Here is an 18,129-nt window from a genome sequence, read left to right on the forward strand (position 1 = left end):
CCGTTCAAAAAGGAGGGTTCAACAATGGAAAATAACAAAAACAGCGAAGAAACGCTTTCCAGTAAGACGACCGGTAAAGGCGAGTCAGAAGACACGCTGACAAACCGGCAGGGCCATCCGGTCACTGACAACCAGAATGTCAGGACAGTCGGCAATAGAGGACCGACGACATTGGAGAATTATGATTTTTTGGAGAAAATCAGCCACTTTGACCGCGAACGAATTCCCGAGCGCGTCGTTCACGCGCGCGGCGCCGGGGCACACGGATACTTTGAGGCGTACGGAAGTTTTGGAGACGAGGAGATTTCTACATACACAAGAGCGAAAGTGTTTCAAAAGAAAGGAACGAAAACTCCGGCGTTTGTGCGGTTTTCTACCGTCAACCACGGAAAGCATTCCCCGGAAACATTGCGTGATCCCCGGGGGTTTGCCGTTAAGCTTTATACCGAAGACGGCAACTGGGATCTGGTCGGCAACAACTTGAAAATCTTTTTTATCCGTGATCCGCTGAAGTTCCCGGATCTTGTGCACGCATTTCAGCCTGATCCCGTTACGAACATTCAGGACGGCGAGCGTATTTTCGACTTCATTTCCCAATCACCGGAAGCGACTCATATGATCACTTTCTTGTTTTCGCCGTGGGGCATCCCGGCCAACTACCGGCAGATGCAGGGCTCAGGCGTCCATGCCTACAAATGGGTCAATGAAGAAGGAAAAGCCGTGCTCGTCAAATATCACTTTGAACCGAAACAGGGCATCCGCAACCTGACACAGAAGGAAGCGGAAGAGATTCAGGGGAAAAACTTTAACCATGCGACACAGGATTTGTATGAAGCGATTGAAAAAGGCGATTACCCTGAATGGGAAGTGTATGCGCAAATCATGACTGATGACGAACACCCCGAGCTGGATTTTGATCCGCTTGATCCGACCAAGCTGTGGTATAAAGACGATTTCCCTTGGAAGCCGATCGGTAAATTGGTTCTGAACAAAAACCCGGAAAACTACCATGCCGAGGTGGAACAAGCCTCATTCGGAACGGGCGTGCTTGTGGACGGCCTTGATTTTTCGGATGACAAATTACTTCAGGGGCGGACATTCTCCTATTCAGATACCCAGCGGTACCGCGTCGGCGCAAACTATCTGCAGCTTCCGATCAACTCGCCGAAAAAGCATGTCGCCACCAACCAGGAAGGCGGGCAAATGCAGTATCGGGTCGATCGGGCAGAAGGACAAAACCCGCACGTCAACTATGAGCCGTCCATTATGGGAGGACTCAACGAAGCAAAGCAGGATGGGAAAGACCATACACCTCATGTCGAAGGCGATGTGAAGCGGGAAGCGATCGACCGGTCGAATAATTTCGGCCAGGCCGGAAAAACATACCGTCGATTTTCAGAATTTGAACGGAACGAATTGATCACAAACCTGGTCAATACGCTTTCTTCCTGCCGCAAAGACATTCAGGATCAAATGATTGAGAATTTCACAAAAGCAGATCCGGACTACGGAAAACGTGTGGCGGAAGGGCTGAAAAAAGCCTCCGAAAGCAACAGCGGCGGGCCGATCGGCACTACTGATACAGCACAAGCCGCAAAACAGGCTGAACAGGAAAGCCATCCGTCTGATCCGTATTAAATAAAAAAACAGGACAATCGCGTCCTGTTTTTTTTGAGCTAATTCAGCTCCTGTATATTCTGCTCCGCCGCGGCCGCAAATACTTTCGGCTCCGGACGGTCAAGATCTTCATGGAATAAACTTACTTTGTGAATCTGCCGGTTGTCGTACAGATGAAAGTAGTAGTTCCCGGTGTCACAGCACATGACCGACGTATACTGCGTATAATCAATTTCATTCTCCTCTGTGATCACCGCGCCTTTTGGAATATTCACATTGGACAGCACGTGAAAAGCGGCCGTAACGCCATCCGTTTCATGAGCGGCAGACTCTAAATGCTCTTTCAGATAAGCGGCTCTGATGAATCGGGATGGCGGCGTGTAATCACCGGGAAGCCCGATCGTTCCAGATCCTTGGCCGAAAGCGGTTAATGTCATTCCGCCCAATGTTTTGCTTTCTGACTGCTGCGGCCTGATTCCGATATAATGGCGCAGATTGGTCACATGCCAAGGAAATTCCGGACTGTTGGTCATCACTCCGGGTTTGTTGTCATATACTTTCATTCCCTCCGGTGTCGGCTCGATGACAATGCAGCCGCCCGTGCGGTCTGATAAAATCCAATGAAGAGGCAGCACCGTATCCAATAACATTAACTTCTTCTCTACAATCGTCAGCATTGAGAGCTTTTCCTTTATGTCTTCAAGAGATTCACAGTTTGATAAGGCCCAGGTGACAAACTCATGAGGAGCGATGTGACAGGTGCCCTCCCGTTCCGCTTTCTCGTATCCCGCAAAGCCCGGAAAATACAGCGTCGCACACGACAGCCCTTTTTCATTCACGCCATCGGCAAACAGAACATTGCCGAGATTTCTCCCCATGCCGATAAATGCGTATTTCGTCTTATGCATCCTGCCGTCAGCTTCGCTTTTCCAGCTGTACTGACGAGGGTAAAGCATGACGTCCGTACCGAGCTGAAATGCAAAATCCATCGTTCGCGCCAATAGGTGATTACCGTCTGTCGTTTTCAATGTAAGACTTGTACACATATCATCAATCCCCTTTTCATTAATGAAATTTACACAAAGTAAACTATTCTTCCAGCTTAACGAATAATGGCTCCATTCGTCAAAAGATTGACACATTTCTCCTTAATACATATTAGTCCGTAAGCATATCCATGCCTTTTAAACCCTGGCAAATCGTTTTGGCGGCAGTGTTTGTTCCGTTTTTCAAAAAAACTTTTGAACGGCTGTCAACGAGGCTTTACAATGTTTTTCCTGCATGCTGGAATTTGTAAACGGCAGGTCAATCTGTTAAGCTATGTCTTTATGTTAAAGAAGAACATACGGAGGAGATTATCTATTGAAAGTAGAAAGGCGAACGATTGAACATATTCCGCATGACGAAAGACACGGAAAGGCTAAAGATTTATTCCCCGTCTGGTTCGGGGCGAATATGCATATTACGACGTTAGTCACAGGCACACTGCCCGTTACAATGGGGCTCGATCTCTTTTGGAGTATCGCCGCCATTATTATCGGAACCTTTATCGGCGCAATCTTTATGGCGTCTCATTCCGCACAAGGACCTCAGCTCGGAATTCCGCAAATGATTCAAAGCCGCGCGCAATTCGGCGTGATCGGAGCGATTCTGCCCCTCTTTTTGGTCATGTTTATCTACCTGGGCTTCTTTGCGAGCAGTACGATTCTCGCAGCCGGTACACTGAGCAGCTTTGTACCGATTCCGGCTTCATGGTGTATTATCGGCTTAAGCGCCATCTGTTTTTTACTCACGATCTACGGTCATGATCTGATTCACAAAATGCAGAAAATCCTCTCTTGGACCTCCTTTGCCGTTTTTTTTGCTGCAACGATTCTTATTTTTCAACTGCCGATTCCTTCAGGAAGCTGGGTGCCCGGCTCATTAGACCTGCCTGTTTTCCTAGTGGCGGTCAGCGCGGTGGCCACATGGCAGCTGGCATATGCACCATATGTCGCAGATTATTCCCGTTATCTGCCGGTCAAAACACCGGCATCGCATACTTTTTGGTACAGCTACGCAGGTACGTCAGTCAGTTCCATCTGGATGATGCTTCTTGGCGCCATTTTGACGACGGCGCTCCCGGAATTTACCGCTAATGCGGGAAATGAGATTGTCCGATTGTTCGGTCCGTTTTCCTTTATTATGCTGATCATCGTCCTGTTCGGGCAAATGGCGATCAACGTCTTTAATTTATACGGAGCCTTTATGTCTACGACGACTACCTTAGAGCCGTTTTTAAAACTGAAGGTGACGCCGAAAACGAGAGTGGTAATGATCCTTTATGTGACGGCAGCAGGTACTGTATTAAGTCTCTTGGGCCAAAGCAATTTCATGGAACTGTTTTTAAATTTCATCTTTTTCATCAGTTATTTCTTAATTCCATGGACGGCGATCAACCTCGTGGATTACTATTTTATCCGCCGCGGAAAATACCACGTCAAATCGATGTTTGACGTCAACGGACAATACGGCAGGGTCAATTGGATTACAGCGGCCGCCTTCGTTTTGTCGATTATATTAGAAATCCCATTCATCAATACATCCTTTTACATCGGGCCGCTCGCTGAAATATTCGGCGGAGGCGACATTGCCTGGGTCATCGGCCTGGCCGTTCCGTCGCTGCTGTATTATGTCCTGATGAAATCAAGGGTAAAACAACAAGAGGCGCCTTCTCTATGAAGACGCCTTTTCTTTATTCATATTCCTTCCATACACGCGGCAGCAGTTCAGAAAGTTCGTGCGCCAATAAGGTATGGGCGGAGCGCTCTTTCGTCCATAACTCCGCACATTCACCGTGAAGGCGGACGGCGTTCAATACGGCATGCTTCGGGTCTTGATGACAGCACAGCATGCCGAGAATCATTCCCGTCAGCGTGTCGCCGGTCCCGCCTTTTGCAAGCGCGCCGTTTCCTGTTGTATTCCTGCGGCATTCCCCGTCGGGAAAAGCGATAATGGTTTCGTTTCCTTTCAGGACAATCGTGGCGTGAAGCCGCTCCGCCCATTCCGCGGCATATCCCGCTCTGTTCTGCTGAATCTCTTGAATCGGAAGGCCTGTCATTCTGGAAAATTCGCCGGGATGAGGCGTCAAGATCACGGGGGCTTTCCTCTTTGGATAGGTTCTTTTCGTAATGGCGCCCGCGTCCAGTATGACGGGATAATCGGCAGAAAGCAGCTGATCAGCCGCCTGCTGCACTTCGTCTGTTTGGGGAAGGCCCGGTCCGATGGCAGCGGCCCGGATGGTTTCCCCGGGCTGGCCCGCCGCGGCTTTTTTCCAGCCGTCACGCCAGTACGTCGCTTCCGGCAGCACCGGGACGATAAGCGGGATGACGCCTGCCGATGTACCGATGACGAGCTTGCCGACACCGCTTCTCATCGCGCCCAATCCGGCCAGAAGGGCGGCTCCCGGCATGTCTTCGCTGCCGGCCAGCAATAACGCCGTCCCGAACGTCCCTTTATGGCTGTCTGCCTCCCGTTTCGGCAGCGTATCTTTCACATCCTGTTCCGTCCAATCCATTATATTCATCTCTGTACCTCCTCTTCTGTCTCCTATTTATATTCCAAACAAGAAGAGATTTTAAACCGCACAAAAAAAACAGCCGCTTGCTTGCGGCTGTTTATGTTCTGATCGGAACATCAAGACGGTAAAGCTTCCGGTACCGTTCGTTTTCTGCAAGCAGCTCTTGATGGGTTCCTTCCATTTCTGCTTTTCCATTTTCTAAAAAGACGATTTTATCGGCTGTTTCCACACCCGCTAAATGGTGTGTAATCCAGAGAATCGTTTTCTCTTTAAAGACATCAAAAATCGTATCAAGCAATTCGCGTTCAGTGACCGCATCAAGGCCGACCGTCGGTTCATCAAGGATAATGACCGGCGTGTCTTGGAGAAGAATACGGGCAAGCGCGATCCGCTGCCGTTCCCCGCCTGAGAAACGAATCCCCGTCTCCTGCACGGACGTTTCATATCCGTCAGGCAGTGATTCAATATAATCATGCAGCTTCACTTGCCGAGCCGCACGCTTAACATCTTCATCACTCGCCTTGCCGTTTCCGAGCCGGATATTGTTCATAATGCTCGTGTTAAAGAGATGAGGTTTCTGATTCAAAACGGCCACCGCTGAGGAAATCTGCTCCTGCACGGCCGCAGTTTCCAGCCCATTCAGCATCACTTTGCCCGAATCGGGAACTAAGGCGCCTTCAATTAAAGCGAGAGAGGTCGACTTACCGGAGCCGCTCCTGCCGAGCAGCGCCATTTTTTCACCTTGGCGGAGAGTGAAGGAAAAACGGTCAAGCACATGACTGTGCTGATCATAAGAAAACGTCACGTTATCAAATGTAAGTGTCACATCAGATACATCCAGTTTCTCATCTGTCTGCTTCACCTCACGACTTCGCAGCTCCGGAGCCGCCTGACTCATTCTATTGATGGAATCCTGATAAGAAGGCACTTCCGTCAGCGCATCCGAAAGGGGCAGAAACGCCTCTGTCAATGGAAATACGACAAGCACAAAGGCCGCGATCATCGTGTTGGCGATGCTGCCGTCCGCATACTGACCCGCCGTCCAGAACAGCATGATCAATATGAAGCCGCCGACAAGACATTGCGCGGCGAGATCACGCCATCTCGTAAACCGCTGACGTTTGCTTTCAAGATCAAACCATGCCTTCTCTTTCTCTTCATAAGAGGAAATAAAGGCCGCCTGGCGTCCCGAGAACATCCAGTCGCTCACGCCGAGCACGGCATCTGTCAGCCGGCTGTAGAGCGTATTCCGGCCGCTTTTCAGCCTCATGTTTTTCGCTCTCGTCACAAGAAGCGACACAACCGGAAACAATACAACCAATATAAACAGGTAAATCGCCGCAAAAGCGGCAAACGGCCAGGAAAAAAAGCCGAGTCCGATAACGGATGCCGCATACAGCAGCAAAGCGGAAACCGCAGGAAAAATCGTTTTTAAAAACGCATCCTGCAAATGCTCAATATCCTCAGCCAAAATGCCGAGCATGTCGCCCGTCCGAAAACGGGATGAAAGCATGAGCGAGGCCGGCTCCAGCATATTGTAAAGCCGCACCCTCATGTCGGACACGATTTTCAGAATGATATGGTGCCCCGTCAGACGCTCGGCGTACCGTGAGACTGAACGGGCAATCCCGAAGGTCCGCACGGCTACAATCGGAACGTACACCAGCAGGATATTCTCAGGCCTGGTCGCCGACTTAGAGATCAAAAAACCGGAAGTGAACATGAGAAAGGCCGCCGAAAAAATCGTCACCGCGCCTAAAAAAATCACAAGAACAAACAAACGGGCATTTTGCTTCATATACGGCAGAATCCATTCTTCTTTTCTCATGTTCTTTCCCCCAGTTGCGCCTTTACAAGTTTGGCGTATACGCCTTGTTTCGCCATCAATTCGTCGTGGGTGCCGATTTCCGCCACTGCGCCGTCATCAAGCACGATAATTTCGTCCATCTCAAGCATCCAGTGAAGACGGTGAGTGGCCAGAAAGACAAGTTTGTTTTCAAACAGGTCTTTCATCGTTTCTTTTATTTCATATTCTGTTTCAATATCAAGGTGAGCGGTCGGCTCATCCAAAAGGAGAATCGGCCGGTTTCCTAAAAAGGCTCTGGCCAGCGCGACACGCTGAGCCTGCCCTCCGCTGAGCGCCCGTCCGCCCTCGCCGATCCGGCCGTCAAGACCGCCGGGCAGATCACGGATCAGTCCGGAAAGACCCGCCGATCTAGCGGCCTGCGCCGTTTCCTCACGCGAAGCATCAGGATGATAAAACCGGATATTATTCAAAAGCGTGTCATCAAAAATGTACGGGTGCTGCGGAATATAAAGCAGCTGCTTCTGCCAGCCGTCCGACTGCAGATGTGAGCGGGATTCACCGTTTACCTTGATCTCACCGGACGCAGGCTCTAAAAAGCCGCCCAGCACATCAATGAGTGTCGATTTTCCCGCACCGCTTTCCCCGATAATCCCGATTTTCTTCTTCCCTTTGAAGGACAGATGAAATTCAGACATCGATTCTCGGACGGACAAACGCGTAAGCTGTAATTCATCCCCGTCAGTCCACGTATCAAGTTCGAGCGGCTTTTCTTCTTTAAAACCGGGCTGCGCCAAAATCGCTTGAATGGTTTTCCCCGCCTCCTGCCCGTTTAACGTCGCGTGGTAATCATTCCCCACTTCGCGGACCGGGAGAAAATATTCAGGCGCGAGAATGAGCGCGGTCAATGCCGGTCCGAGCAGAATTTGTCCGTCTATCAGCCGCAAGCCGAGAAACACCGCCACTGTCGCCACCGACAGCATCGTAAAGAAATCCAGGGCGAATGATGATAAAAACGCGACCCGGAGCGTGCTCATCGTCGCCTTGCGGTATCTCTCACTGACATGAAAGATATTTTTACTGTGTGATTTGCTTAATCCTAAAAACCGCAATGTCTCCAGTCCGCGGAGCGAATCCACGAAATGATTGGAAAGCGTCTGATAGGACTTCCATTGGCGATCGGCTTTTTTCTGTGCCACAAGTCCGAGCAGAATCATAAATACAATCAAAATCGGAAGCGCAAGAATCAGAATCAAAGCCGATGTTTTATCCTGAAAAAACACGTAAATAACAACGGCAGCCGGCACAATCGCCATGCTGACCATTTTCGGCAGAAACAGCTCTAAATAACGGCGGAACTGGCTGATGCCTTCCATCGCCAGCGTCACCATCCGGCCTGTCCCCTCTTTTTTCGCAAAGCGGGGGCCGAGACGGAACAATTGCTCAAGAAATCTTTTTCTTAAGTCTGCGCCGGTTTGCGCGGCATATTGGTACACGATTTTCTGCCGGACCGTTGTCACCGCATGCCGGACCAAAAACGCAAGCAGGAAAAAGCCGATAACCGGATAAAGAGAAGCAATCCGCTTCCCGTTAAATAATCCGGTTACCGCCTGGCTCAGCCATTCCGCCTGCAAGATGATGGCGGCCGTTTGTATAATCGTTAATCCCGTAATGATCGCAAGAATCCGCTTCATTCCTTTATAAAGAAACAGGTCTTTTCCCATTAATAAGTCATAGGCTCCTTATGGCTGACGCGTTTCCGGAAGACGTAATAGCTCCAGATCTGACTGCCGATGACAAACGGCAGCAAAGTCAGTGCGGCAATTGTCATGACCTTAAGTGAATAATCACCGGAAGACGCGTTAGCTACTGTTAAGTCATACGCGCTTTTCAGCGAGCTGACCATGACGCGCGGGAACAGAGAGATAAAAATCATCGCAACTGTCAAAGCAAGACCCGCGCCGGTCATACCGAATGCCCAGCCGTCTTTTTTCTTGCTCATGAACACAACGGCAAGAACGTTGCAGATGACAATCAGCACGAATACCGGAATCGTGATGTTTGCCCGGCGTGTAAACATATCCGTATCGTATGCAGACATCGCAAAGAAAGCAAGTACAACAAGAAAGATAACACCGATTACGCGTTTTGCCATTTTTCTCGCACGCTCTTGTAAATCACCGATCGTGCGCAGGGTGATAAACATTAAACCGTGCAGGAATGAAAGAAGGGTGACGGCCGCTCCGCCAAGAACGGAATACACGTTCACAATATCTGAAAAACCTGCGTGAATGTTCATATGTCCGTCAATCGGCACACCGCGGAACAAGCTTGTGAAAATAAGTCCGAATACAAATGGCGGGATAAGGCTGCCGAAGAAAATCACCCAGTCCCATGTTTTGACCCATTTTAAATGATTCACTTTTCCGCGGAATTCAAACGCCACGCCGCGGCCCATTAAAGCAAGAAGGATGATGATAAACGGAATATAATATCCGCTCAGCATCGTCGCATACCAGTTCGGGAATGCCGCGAAGATCGCTCCCGTACCTGTCAGCAGCCATACCTCATTCGCATCCCAGAACGGGCCGATGGTGTTAATCAGCACTCTGCGTTCTAATTCATTATGGCCAAGAAATCGGGTCGAAATGCCGACACCGAAGTCAAAACCTTCTAAAAAGAAAAATCCGACAAACAAAACTGAAACGAGTACAAACCAAAGATCATGAAGTGACCCCATGGTAGACCTCCTGACTGAACGGATCCGTTGATACAGGAACATCCTTGTGATCATCATGGTCCGCACCTTTTTTAATTTCACGAACGAATAGGAAGACAAGCAGCGCGCCTAAAATCAAGTACATGACGCCGAAGCCGATAATTGAAAACAGCAGAGATCCCGTCGTTACGTTAGGCGAAACGGATTGTGCGGTCGTCATTTGTCCCATGACCGTCCACGGCTGGCGGCCGATTTCAGTCATAATCCAACCGGCAGAGTTCGCAATGAACGGGAATGCGATCAGCGCGATCATGCCCCGTAAATACCACTTGCTCGTATGAAGCTTTTTGCGGCGGTTCAGAATAAAGCCGGCAATCGCGGCAAAAATCATAAGCGCGCCCGCTCCCGCCATAATGCGGAAACTCCAGAACGTCGTTTTGACAGGCGGGATATAGTCGCCTTTTCCGTACGTTTTTTCATATTCTTTTTGAAGTGTTTTCATCCCTTTCACACTGCCGCTGAACTTCTGGTAAGCCAAGTAGCTGAGTGCGTAAGGAATTGAAATTTCTGATGTGTTTTTTTCTTTATTCGTATCAATGTTCGCAAAAGCCGTCCACGCGGCAGGATCACCGCTGTCATCCCAAAGCGCTTCACTGGCAGCCATTTTCATCGGCTGCGATTCCATTAAATGCTCAGCCTGCATATGTCCGCTGAACGCAACGCCGATACCGGCGATCAGACCGACAATCATCGAAAGCTTGAAAGATTTATGGAAGAAAGGCACTTCTTTTTTCTTCAATAATTTAAATGCGCTGACACCGGCGATAAAGAAAGCACCCGTCGCAAGCGCCCCGAAAATGACGTGAGGGAATTCAACCCAAAGCTGAGGGTTTGTCAAAAGCGCCCCGAAATCATTCATTTCCGCTCGGCCGTTTTTAATCGTAAAGCCGACCGGCTCCTGCATGAATGAGTTTGCCGTCAAAATCCAGAAAGATGACATAATCGTTCCGAAAGATACAAGCCAAATGCAAAGCAAATGCACTTTTTTAGATAAACGGTCCCAGCCGAAAATCCATAATCCGATAAAAATAGACTCCATAAAAAACGCCAAAAGCGCTTCAATCGCAAGCGGAGCCCCAAATACGTCTCCGACAAAACGGGAATAATCAGACCAGTTCAATCCGAACTGGAATTCCTGAAGAATCCCTGTGACGACGCCGACAGCGAAGTTAATTAAAAAGAGATGCCCCCAAAATTTAGCCATTTTGAGATAGGTCTCTTGTTTTTTGACAACATAAAGCGTCTCCATCAAAGCAACCATAAACACAAGCCCGATAGACAAAGGCACAAACAAGAAGTGAAACAATGTTGTAGATGCAAATTGAATGCGGGCTAATACCAACTCACTCATGATGTTTTTCCTCCAATCTGGTAAATTGCTCAACACTTCACAAACATAGCGAAATCATTGCTCGGTATTTCACAAAAAATGATATATTTGCTCAATGTTTCACAAATTCGTCAAAACTATTGAAATATCAGCCTGTACACCCTGGGGGACAGCGGCTGTCATAGAAATGATTCAATATCATTACTTTACAACGATTCAGCCTAAAAAAAAAGATCAATATACCTAAAATAAGGCTGAAATTGTGACCGATTATTGTCGGATTTGTAGAGATTTTATGTCAGCACCTAGGATATTTGTCCCTTTGATATCGTACCTCTTTTTTATTCGTGTGGCGAACAAAATGCTTTTCTCGGTGAAAAATCCCGCCAAATCGACATTTTGAGAAAGAAAATGTGAAGAAAGCATGCCCTCTAGTAAATTCATAATATATGAACAATTTAAATTTTTTAGTATACTTTAAATGGGGATATTTTTTCACTACCTAACGACTGGGGGAACAAGCATGGGAGAACTTCAACCAAAATTGCAAACGGATTCAATCCAAAAACAGGAACGGACTGATAACTGGTTTGCCAGAGCAATGAATATAAGAATCGGCATTATTCCTCTTCCTATCTATATCCTGCTTTTCTTGCTTATTACGGTGTTTGTCATGAGCCGTGATGTAAAAAGCGACATTCTGACATCAATTGCCGTCATGAGTTTTTTCGGATTTACCTTCGGCCAGGTCGGAAAATCCATTCCGATCGTGCGTTCCATCGGCGGCCCTGCGATTCTCGCAACCTTTATTCCATCCGCTGTCGTCTACTACCACCTGCTTCCGAAAGACATTATTACTTCAACAACAGAATTCACAGAAAGCTCCAACTTTCTCTATTTATTTATTGCCGGTATCGTCGTCGGCAGTATTCTTGGGATGAAAAGAGAGACGCTCGTCAAAGCTTTCGTCAAGATTTTTATTCCGCTGATCGCCGGCTCGATCGCGGCCGCCATAGTCGGCTTATGCGTCGGGACGCTGCTCGGGCTCGGCTTTCAGCACACACTGCTTTATATTGTCGTTCCGATTATGGCGGGGGGTGTCGGTGAAGGCGCGATTCCTTTATCCATCGGCTACTCCGATATTATGCCGATGTCCCAGGGAGACGCCTTTGCGCTTGTGCTGCCGTCCATCATGCTCGGCAGCCTGTGCGCCATTATGTTATCGGGTTTGCTGAATGTCATCGGGAAACGCAAACCGGAATGGACGGGCAACGGGAAGGTTGATAAGTCTGATCATTCCGCTCCCGCATTGGAACAGCCGGCCAATGATAAAACGTTTGATTTGTCCTTTTTCGCTTCGGGCGGTATTTTAGCGGTTTCCCTCTATTTGGTCGGCATGCTGGCGCATGATTTCTTTCAGCTTCCGGCTCCTGTCGTGATGCTCGTCCTTGCCGTTCTCATTAAGCTGTTCAGGCTGGCGCCGGCTTCGATTGAAAACGGAGCCTTCGGCGTCTCGCGCTTTTTCTCGACAGCCGTGACCTATCCGCTCTTATTTGCGATCGGCGTTTCAATGACACCGTGGGACAAGCTGATTGCGGCGTTTACGATCAGCAACATCATTACCATTTTATCAATCGTCGTCACGATGATGGCCGTCGGTTTTCTGACCGGAAAATGGCTGAATTTGTACCCGATTGAGACGGCAATTATTAATGCCTGCCATTCCGGCCAGGGCGGCACCGGCGACGTCGCGATCTTGAGCGCCGCTGAACGGCTTGAGCTTATGCCGTTCGCCCAAGTGTCGACCAGAATCGGCGGAGCGATTACCGTGAGTGTCACCCTTCTGCTGCTTCATCAATTCTATTAAACTGAAAAAAGCCTCCGCATATGCGGAGGCTCTGTTATTTCATCACATTTTGAATATAAGAGCCAAACGCCGCGCCGGACATGCCCGGCGACACACGGACGCGGTGAAGCCCGTAAAGCCCCTGATCTCTTGACGCCGCTCCCGGCTCCGTCGTAACCGCCATACGGTAGCCTGACGCGGCGGCGGCTTTTAATGTTTCCTTATTATATCGTCCGACTGGGTAGCTGATCATAGACGTCCGCTGCCCGAACATTTGATCAAATAAACGCTTAGAGTCCTTCATTTCACGTCGCTGCTGCTGCGGTGTGAGCCCGTTCAATTCGAGATGGTTCATCGTATGGCTCTGAATGGAAATGCCGTGGGCGGCCATCTCCTTCATCTGCTTCTCAGTCAGATGATTCTTATGCCCGATATAGTTTCCGATCATAAAGATTGTCGCTTTCATCTTGTATTTCTTTAAAATGGGATAGGCCGCTTTCACATTGTCGGTATAGCCGTCATCAAATGTGATCAGAACACATTTTTCACGCGGCTCCTTATCCTCCGTCAGCATCAGATAGGCCTCTTCAGGAGTCATCGTATAATAGCCGTGATCATGAAGCCACTTCATATGCTGCCGAAATTCTTCCTTCGGCACACGCAGGCTGTTTCCCTCAGAAATGCTGTGGTACATCAGAATCGGCAGTCTTGCCGTTCCTTTCGTTTGAACCCAGGCGGACGTATCCGGCTCTTTTTTGATTTGGCGCTTTACAGACTTTTTATCGTGGTGCGCTTCTGCCTTCGGAATGCTTTGTTCGGCGCTTGCCTCATGACCCGAGCAGGCGGCAAGCGTAAACACGGCAGCCAAAAGGCACATGCACATGATCATGCGTTTCATCGTTTTCCTGCTTTCTGTCTTCTATTTACTTTTTATATCGGTTATGCGTCATAAATTGTTACATCAAAAAAGCCGGACATCCAGCTGTCCGGCTTTGCGTTATGAGCGGATTCTGATTTCTGTTTCACTGTCAAAAAAGTGAGCTTTATTCATGTCGAAAGCGACGGTCAATTCCTCACCGGCACGTATGTCATGGCGGGCGTCAATCCGGGCGATAAAATCCTGATCCCCGATCCGGGAATAAACCATAATTTCTGACCCGAGCAATTCCGCGACATTGATTTTAGCTGTGATGGATGAATTCTTATAGGATTCTACCACAATCAGCTCATCATGTATGTCTTCCGGGCGGATGCCGAAGATAACCTCTTTGCCGGCATACCCTTTTTCCCGGAGCATTTTCATTTTCCCTTCCGGCACGCTGAGAGCGGCTGAACCGATCTGAATGGCGCCGTCCGTCAGCTTTCCTTTGAAAAAGTTCATCGCTGGGGAGCCGATAAACCCGCCGACAAATACGTTTTCGGGATGTTCATACACGTCTTTCGGCGTGCCGATCTGCTGAATTTTTCCGTCCTTCATGACGACGATGCGTGTCGCCATCGTCAGTGCTTCTGTTTGGTCGTGCGTCACATAGATTGTGGTTGTTTGCAGCCTTTGATGCAGCTTAATAATTTCTGCCCGCATCTGCACCCGAAGCTTTGCGTCCAGATTTGACAGCGGCTCATCCATTAAAAACACTTTGGCGTCCCTGACAATCGCCCGGCCTAATGCAACCCGCTGCCGCTGCCCGCCGGAGAGCGCCTTCGGTTTGCGGTGCAGATACTCTGTGAGCCCCAGCATTTTCGCCGCTTCTTCGACCCGTTTTTTTATCTCAGGTTTCGGCATCTTCCTCAGCTTCAGACCGAAAGCGATATTATCATAGACCGTCATGTGCGGATATAACGCATAGTTTTGAAACACCATGGCGATATCCCTGTCTTTAGGAGCGATGTCATTCACTCTCGTGTCACCGATATAGAAATCGCCCTTCGTAATGTCTTCCAGCCCGGCAACCATCCGCAATGTTGTCGACTTGCCGCACCCCGACGGACCGACAAACACAATAAACTCTTTATCTTTAATATGAAGGTTAAAATCATCGACAGCCGCTTCTTTTTGATCGTAATACTTATAAATATGCTCCAGCCGAAGTTCCGCCATGTCATCTCCCCCTTTTTGCAAACGCTTTCTTTAATAGGATTGTAACAGCGTCAGACGGCGGCGGATATAGGCAATGTTCATAAAAAAAGTCCGCTGCCTTCGTGCACATTTCCCATTTAATGTGATTTTTCATACTGCAGACAAATGAAATAAGCCAGCAGGGCGCCCCGATATGTCTTAATATCAATACCCGAGCGTTCCGCAAATTTATCAATCCGATATTGAAGACTGTTGCGGTGCAAATGCAGTCTTTTCGATGTGAGCGACATGTTCGAGTTATGTTCAATAAAAGTCTGAATCGTATGCTTCAGCTCCGGTTCTTTCTGAAACAGCAGCACCGCTTCTTCGTGAAGCAAGGCTGAGAGCTTTTCTCTGCTTTCTTCCATGAGCATAGCCGGAAATACCGTTTCCCCGGTCAGCGTGCTCAGCTGCGGGAGATAACGCCGGCCAATCTGACAATATTGCTGTTCTCTCCGATAATGAAGGCGCAGACGTTCTCCCGCGCCATAATACCTTCCGATGAAAAAACGGACACTGAAATAAAAATCGCCTTCGAGAATCTTCACAAAAGATGCGATGTCATCCGAATCTGGCGCTTCCAGCTTTTCTTCCTCCACAATCACGCCCTGATCCCTTCCCGTCCGGACAACTGTATATGAAACCGGCCAGAAATGGCGCAGCGCTTCCGTAAATGCCCCCCAGTCCCGTTCTCCCAATAAGTCATAATGGATAAAACGGACACGCGGCTCCTTGACATCAGGCACCGGGCCTTCTTCCAGCAGAAACCGCCGCCACCTCTTTGCTGCCGCCGTCTCCGGAAAAAAAACGCCTTTTTCTTCAGCGGGCGCCAAAAATGATTCCAGAAGCAGTTTCTCCTTCGGGGTGATATCCTCCTTCGGAATGGCGACATAGACCCGCCTTTTCTCATCATAAAAGCAAAAGACATCCTCCGCCGTACAGCACTTATCAGACAACACAGCCCTCGGGTAAATTGCCAATAACGGGTTCATATGCGCTCCTCTCTATCGCTCTATCATATTGTCAGTATAAAACGTCCGGCCGATTGTATCCACTTCGTTTTAAGAAACAGCTTTCAGGCTATTTCCCGGGAAACGGATCATAACAGCTTCTGCCGGCATAAGAAAAAAACCCTCCGCGCCGGCAGAGGGATCCTTTTTATTTAGAGATATCGACGAAGCCTTCACCAAAGACGTCACGCACATCATGAACAATGACAAACGCTTTTGTATCACAGCTTTTAATAATTTTTTTGAGCATGGAAAGCTCTTGTTTCTGGATGACGATATATAAAATTTCTTTCGACTGCCCCGTGTAATTTCCTTTACCCGACAGCAGCGTAACCCCTCTGTCCATAAGCGTGTTGACCTGTTCGGCGATTTCGTGCTTATGCTCAGATATAATCGTCACCGCTTTTTTCGTATTCAGGCCTTCAATGATAAAGTCCATCACCTTCGTTCCGATGTACAGCATGACAATGGTAAACATCATTTTTTCCGCACCGATGATGAAATAAGAACTGAAGACGACAATCAGATCAAAGAACAAAAGCGCATAGCTGATATTCCAATCGAGATATTTGTTCGCAATCCTCGCCAAAATGGCAGAACCCGCAGTCGTGCCTCCGACTCGAATAATGATCCCGATTCCGACACCGGCAAACACACCCGCAAAAATAGTATTAATAATGAGTTCATGTGAAGGCGAGTGCCAATCATGCGTCAGATGCAGAAACAGTGAGTTGGCGACAACGGTAATGATCGTATAAAGCGTTGTTTTTCCGTCTAAAAATTTGTATCCGATAATCAATAAGATTCCGTTCAAAATGATATTCGTCACCCCGGGCGACCATTCAAACACATAGTACAAAATCAGGGTGATTCCCGTTACCCCGCCCTCTCCAAGATCATTCGGAATGGCGAATAAATTAACGGCCAAAGCAAAGATAAAAGCCCCAATAATCAGCATCAGCACATCCAGCAATCTCTTTTTCATCCCAGACACTCCCTTTATATAAAATCAAAAAAGCCCGGGAGAGCACTCTTCATTAAAAGAGCAGAAACTCCCGGGCTTTTATCCCAACGTGTCACAGCAGGAACCTGCTGTGTGTTTTCTCTCGGTCCAGACCAATTCAGCATTGCGGAACCCTAGAAAACCACTGTTTTTTATGTTCAGTTTTTGTATATCTTTCAAGATTATACGGGAAATCACGAACATGTTCAACCACTCTTTTTTCAATAAACGTATAAAAAATATGAACGATCTGCCGATACTAAAAAAGGCACTAAAATACATGACTAAAAAATCATTAAAATACTTTTTTTCTCAAAATATTATTGACTATAGGTTATTTTACAGGCATTATAGTATGTAGTTTTCAAGAAATAGTTTACATAGGAGGAAATATTATGGCAGGTAACCTGGTGTCTTGTAAGGCATGCGGCAAAGAAATCGCTAAAGGCGTTAAAAAATGCCCAAACTGCGGTAAAGATCAGAGAAACTTTTTTATGAGACATAAAATTATCACATTGCTTCTGGCAGTAGTGGTTATTATCATTCTCGTAAACATCGGCGGCGGAGGCGGATCTTCATCATCTAAAACCGCGTCTTCAAAAGCTGCGGAATCCAAGGAAAAACTGTATAACATCGGTGACACTGTTAAGACTGAGAAAACTGAAGTTACTGTTACGAAAGTGGAAAAAAGAGATTCAGTAGGCTCTCAATTTGTCGAGAAAAAAGCAGCTGACGGCGGCGTTATCGTAGCTGTTCAATACACAGTTAAAAATGTTTCAAACAAGCCGTTAAGCTCTTTCTCCATTCCAAGAGCGAAATTAGTAGATTCTAAAGGAACATCCTATGATTCAGATATTGATGCTTCTTCAAGCTATGCAACAGAAACAAAAGTAGACAACAGTAAAATTTTAAGTGACTTGAACCCGAACATTAAAGTTACTGACGTAAAAGCTTTTGAAGTTGATAAAAACGCATACTCTAAAGGCACTTGGAAATTAAAGTTCAGCAACGATGTTGAAGTGAAAATTAAATAATGACCGTAATAAAAGAGACCTTCACCATTTG

14 protein-coding genes and 1 riboswitch are annotated in these 18,129 nt (G+C 47.8%); of the genes, 4 read left to right on the forward strand and 10 right to left on the reverse strand.

Features of this window, described 5'->3' with window-relative positions; all coding sequences use genetic code 11:
• Positions 1-24 precede the first annotated feature (24 nt).
• A complete protein-coding gene (katX, locus tag NYE36_RS19675) occupies positions 25-1,638 on the forward strand; it encodes a catalase KatX (RefSeq protein WP_061581625.1) in 1,614 nt (537 codons plus the stop codon).
• Positions 1,639-1,676: 38 nt separating this feature from the next.
• On the opposite strand, the gene NYE36_RS19680 is transcribed toward katX, so the two are convergent.
• On the reverse strand, positions 1,677-2,663 hold the full coding sequence (locus NYE36_RS19680) for a choloylglycine hydrolase family protein (protein WP_265450962.1): 987 nt from the start codon (positions 2,661-2,663) through the stop codon (positions 1,677-1,679).
• Positions 2,664-2,979: 316 nt separating this feature from the next.
• Here NYE36_RS19680 and NYE36_RS19685 point away from each other — a divergent pair, with 316 nt between their 5' ends.
• Positions 2,980-4,338 (forward strand): cytosine permease, encoded by a 1,359-nt coding sequence (locus NYE36_RS19685; RefSeq protein WP_326243853.1) that lies wholly within the window; start codon positions 2,980-2,982, stop codon positions 4,336-4,338.
• 13 nt (positions 4,339-4,351) lie between these two features.
• Here NYE36_RS19685 and NYE36_RS19690 read toward each other — a convergent pair whose 3' ends face one another.
• The 5 genes from NYE36_RS19690 to NYE36_RS19710 form a co-directional block, all read right to left on the reverse strand.
• Positions 4,352-5,182, reverse strand: coding sequence for an NAD(P)H-hydrate dehydratase (locus tag NYE36_RS19690; RefSeq protein WP_052827997.1), 831 nt, complete (start codon positions 5,180-5,182; stop codon positions 4,352-4,354).
• A gap of 91 nt (positions 5,183-5,273) precedes the next feature.
• A complete protein-coding gene (gene cydC / locus NYE36_RS19695; RefSeq protein WP_144664741.1) occupies positions 5,274-7,004 on the reverse strand; it encodes a thiol reductant ABC exporter subunit CydC in 1,731 nt (576 codons plus the stop codon).
• Positions 7,001-8,704 carry a thiol reductant ABC exporter subunit CydD gene (gene cydD, locus NYE36_RS19700; RefSeq protein WP_012118782.1) on the reverse strand — a complete coding sequence of 568 codons (1,704 nt, stop codon included), beginning with the start codon at positions 8,702-8,704 and terminating at the stop codon, positions 7,001-7,003. The genes cydC and cydD overlap by 4 nt, the downstream gene beginning before the upstream one ends.
• Positions 8,704-9,720: a cytochrome d ubiquinol oxidase subunit II gene (gene cydB, locus NYE36_RS19705; RefSeq protein ID WP_053104103.1), complete on the reverse strand. Its 1,017-nt coding sequence runs from the start codon at positions 9,718-9,720 to the stop codon at positions 8,704-8,706. The genes cydD and cydB overlap by 1 nt, the downstream gene beginning before the upstream one ends.
• A complete protein-coding gene (locus NYE36_RS19710) occupies positions 9,704-11,110 on the reverse strand; it encodes a cytochrome ubiquinol oxidase subunit I (RefSeq protein ID WP_007407763.1) in 1,407 nt (468 codons plus the stop codon). Before NYE36_RS19710 ends, cydB begins: the two co-directional genes overlap by 17 nt.
• A 502-nt stretch (positions 11,111-11,612) precedes the next feature.
• Between NYE36_RS19710 and NYE36_RS19715 the strand changes: the two genes are divergently transcribed.
• On the forward strand, positions 11,613-12,956 hold the full coding sequence (locus NYE36_RS19715; RefSeq protein ID WP_265450965.1) for a 2-hydroxycarboxylate transporter family protein: 1,344 nt from the start codon (positions 11,613-11,615) through the stop codon (positions 12,954-12,956).
• Between the two features lie 34 nt (positions 12,957-12,990).
• Here the strand turns inward: NYE36_RS19715 and NYE36_RS19720 are convergent, their stop codons facing one another.
• From NYE36_RS19720 to NYE36_RS19735, 4 genes are all read right to left on the reverse strand, one after another.
• A complete protein-coding gene (locus NYE36_RS19720; protein ID WP_012118785.1) occupies positions 12,991-13,833 on the reverse strand; it encodes a polysaccharide deacetylase family protein in 843 nt (280 codons plus the stop codon).
• A gap of 99 nt (positions 13,834-13,932) precedes the next feature.
• On the reverse strand, positions 13,933-15,033 hold the full coding sequence (gene ugpC, locus NYE36_RS19725; RefSeq protein ID WP_061581619.1) for a sn-glycerol-3-phosphate ABC transporter ATP-binding protein UgpC: 1,101 nt from the start codon (positions 15,031-15,033) through the stop codon (positions 13,933-13,935).
• A 116-nt stretch (positions 15,034-15,149) separates the two neighbouring features.
• A complete protein-coding gene (locus NYE36_RS19730; protein WP_342496867.1) occupies positions 15,150-16,043 on the reverse strand; it encodes a helix-turn-helix domain-containing protein in 894 nt (297 codons plus the stop codon).
• 166 nt (positions 16,044-16,209) lie between these two features.
• Positions 16,210-17,046 carry a YitT family protein gene (locus NYE36_RS19735; RefSeq protein WP_003150818.1) on the reverse strand — a complete coding sequence of 279 codons (837 nt, stop codon included), beginning with the start codon at positions 17,044-17,046 and terminating at the stop codon, positions 16,210-16,212.
• Positions 17,047-17,111: 65 nt separating this feature from the next.
• A riboswitch (guanidine-I (ykkC/yxkD leader) is annotated at positions 17,112-17,213 on the reverse strand.
• 345 nt (positions 17,214-17,558) lie between these two features.
• Between NYE36_RS19735 and NYE36_RS19740 the strand changes: the two genes are divergently transcribed.
• Positions 17,559-18,098 (forward strand): DUF4352 domain-containing protein, encoded by a 540-nt coding sequence (locus NYE36_RS19740; protein WP_132106642.1) that lies wholly within the window; start codon positions 17,559-17,561, stop codon positions 18,096-18,098.
• The last annotated feature ends 31 nt before the right edge of the window (positions 18,099-18,129 follow it).

It is taken from the genome of Bacillus sp. FSL R5-0593 (assembly GCF_038603755.1).
Lineage (GTDB): Bacteria > Bacillota > Bacilli > Bacillales > Bacillaceae > Bacillus > Bacillus velezensis.

Bases quoted from the DNA above. Each gene is read 5' to 3' on its own strand.
- katX (WP_061581625.1), top strand. From the start codon at position 25: ATGGAAAATAACAAAAACAGCGAAGAAACGCTTTCCAGTAAGACGACC.
- NYE36_RS19680 (WP_265450962.1), bottom strand. From the start codon at position 2,663: ATGTGTACAAGTCTTACATTGAAAACGACAGACGGTAATCACCTATTG.
- NYE36_RS19690 (WP_052827997.1), bottom strand. From the start codon at position 5,182: ATGAATATAATGGATTGGACGGAACAGGATGTGAAAGATACGCTGCCG.
- cydC (WP_144664741.1), bottom strand. From the start codon at position 7,004: ATGAGAAAAGAAGAATGGATTCTGCCGTATATGAAGCAAAATGCCCGT.
- cydD (WP_012118782.1), bottom strand. From the start codon at position 8,704: ATGGGAAAAGACCTGTTTCTTTATAAAGGAATGAAGCGGATTCTTGCG.
- cydB (WP_053104103.1), bottom strand. From the start codon at position 9,720: ATGGGGTCACTTCATGATCTTTGGTTTGTACTCGTTTCAGTTTTGTTT.
- NYE36_RS19710 (WP_007407763.1), bottom strand. From the start codon at position 11,110: ATGAGTGAGTTGGTATTAGCCCGCATTCAATTTGCATCTACAACATTG.
- NYE36_RS19715 (WP_265450965.1), top strand. From the start codon at position 11,613: ATGGGAGAACTTCAACCAAAATTGCAAACGGATTCAATCCAAAAACAG.
- NYE36_RS19720 (WP_012118785.1), bottom strand. From the start codon at position 13,833: ATGAAACGCATGATCATGTGCATGTGCCTTTTGGCTGCCGTGTTTACG.
- ugpC (WP_061581619.1), bottom strand. From the start codon at position 15,033: ATGGCGGAACTTCGGCTGGAGCATATTTATAAGTATTACGATCAAAAA.
- NYE36_RS19730 (WP_342496867.1), bottom strand. From the start codon at position 16,043: ATGAACCCGTTATTGGCAATTTACCCGAGGGCTGTGTTGTCTGATAAG.
- NYE36_RS19735 (WP_003150818.1), bottom strand. From the start codon at position 17,046: ATGAAAAAGAGATTGCTGGATGTGCTGATGCTGATTATTGGGGCTTTT.
- NYE36_RS19740 (WP_132106642.1), top strand. From the start codon at position 17,559: ATGAGACATAAAATTATCACATTGCTTCTGGCAGTAGTGGTTATTATC.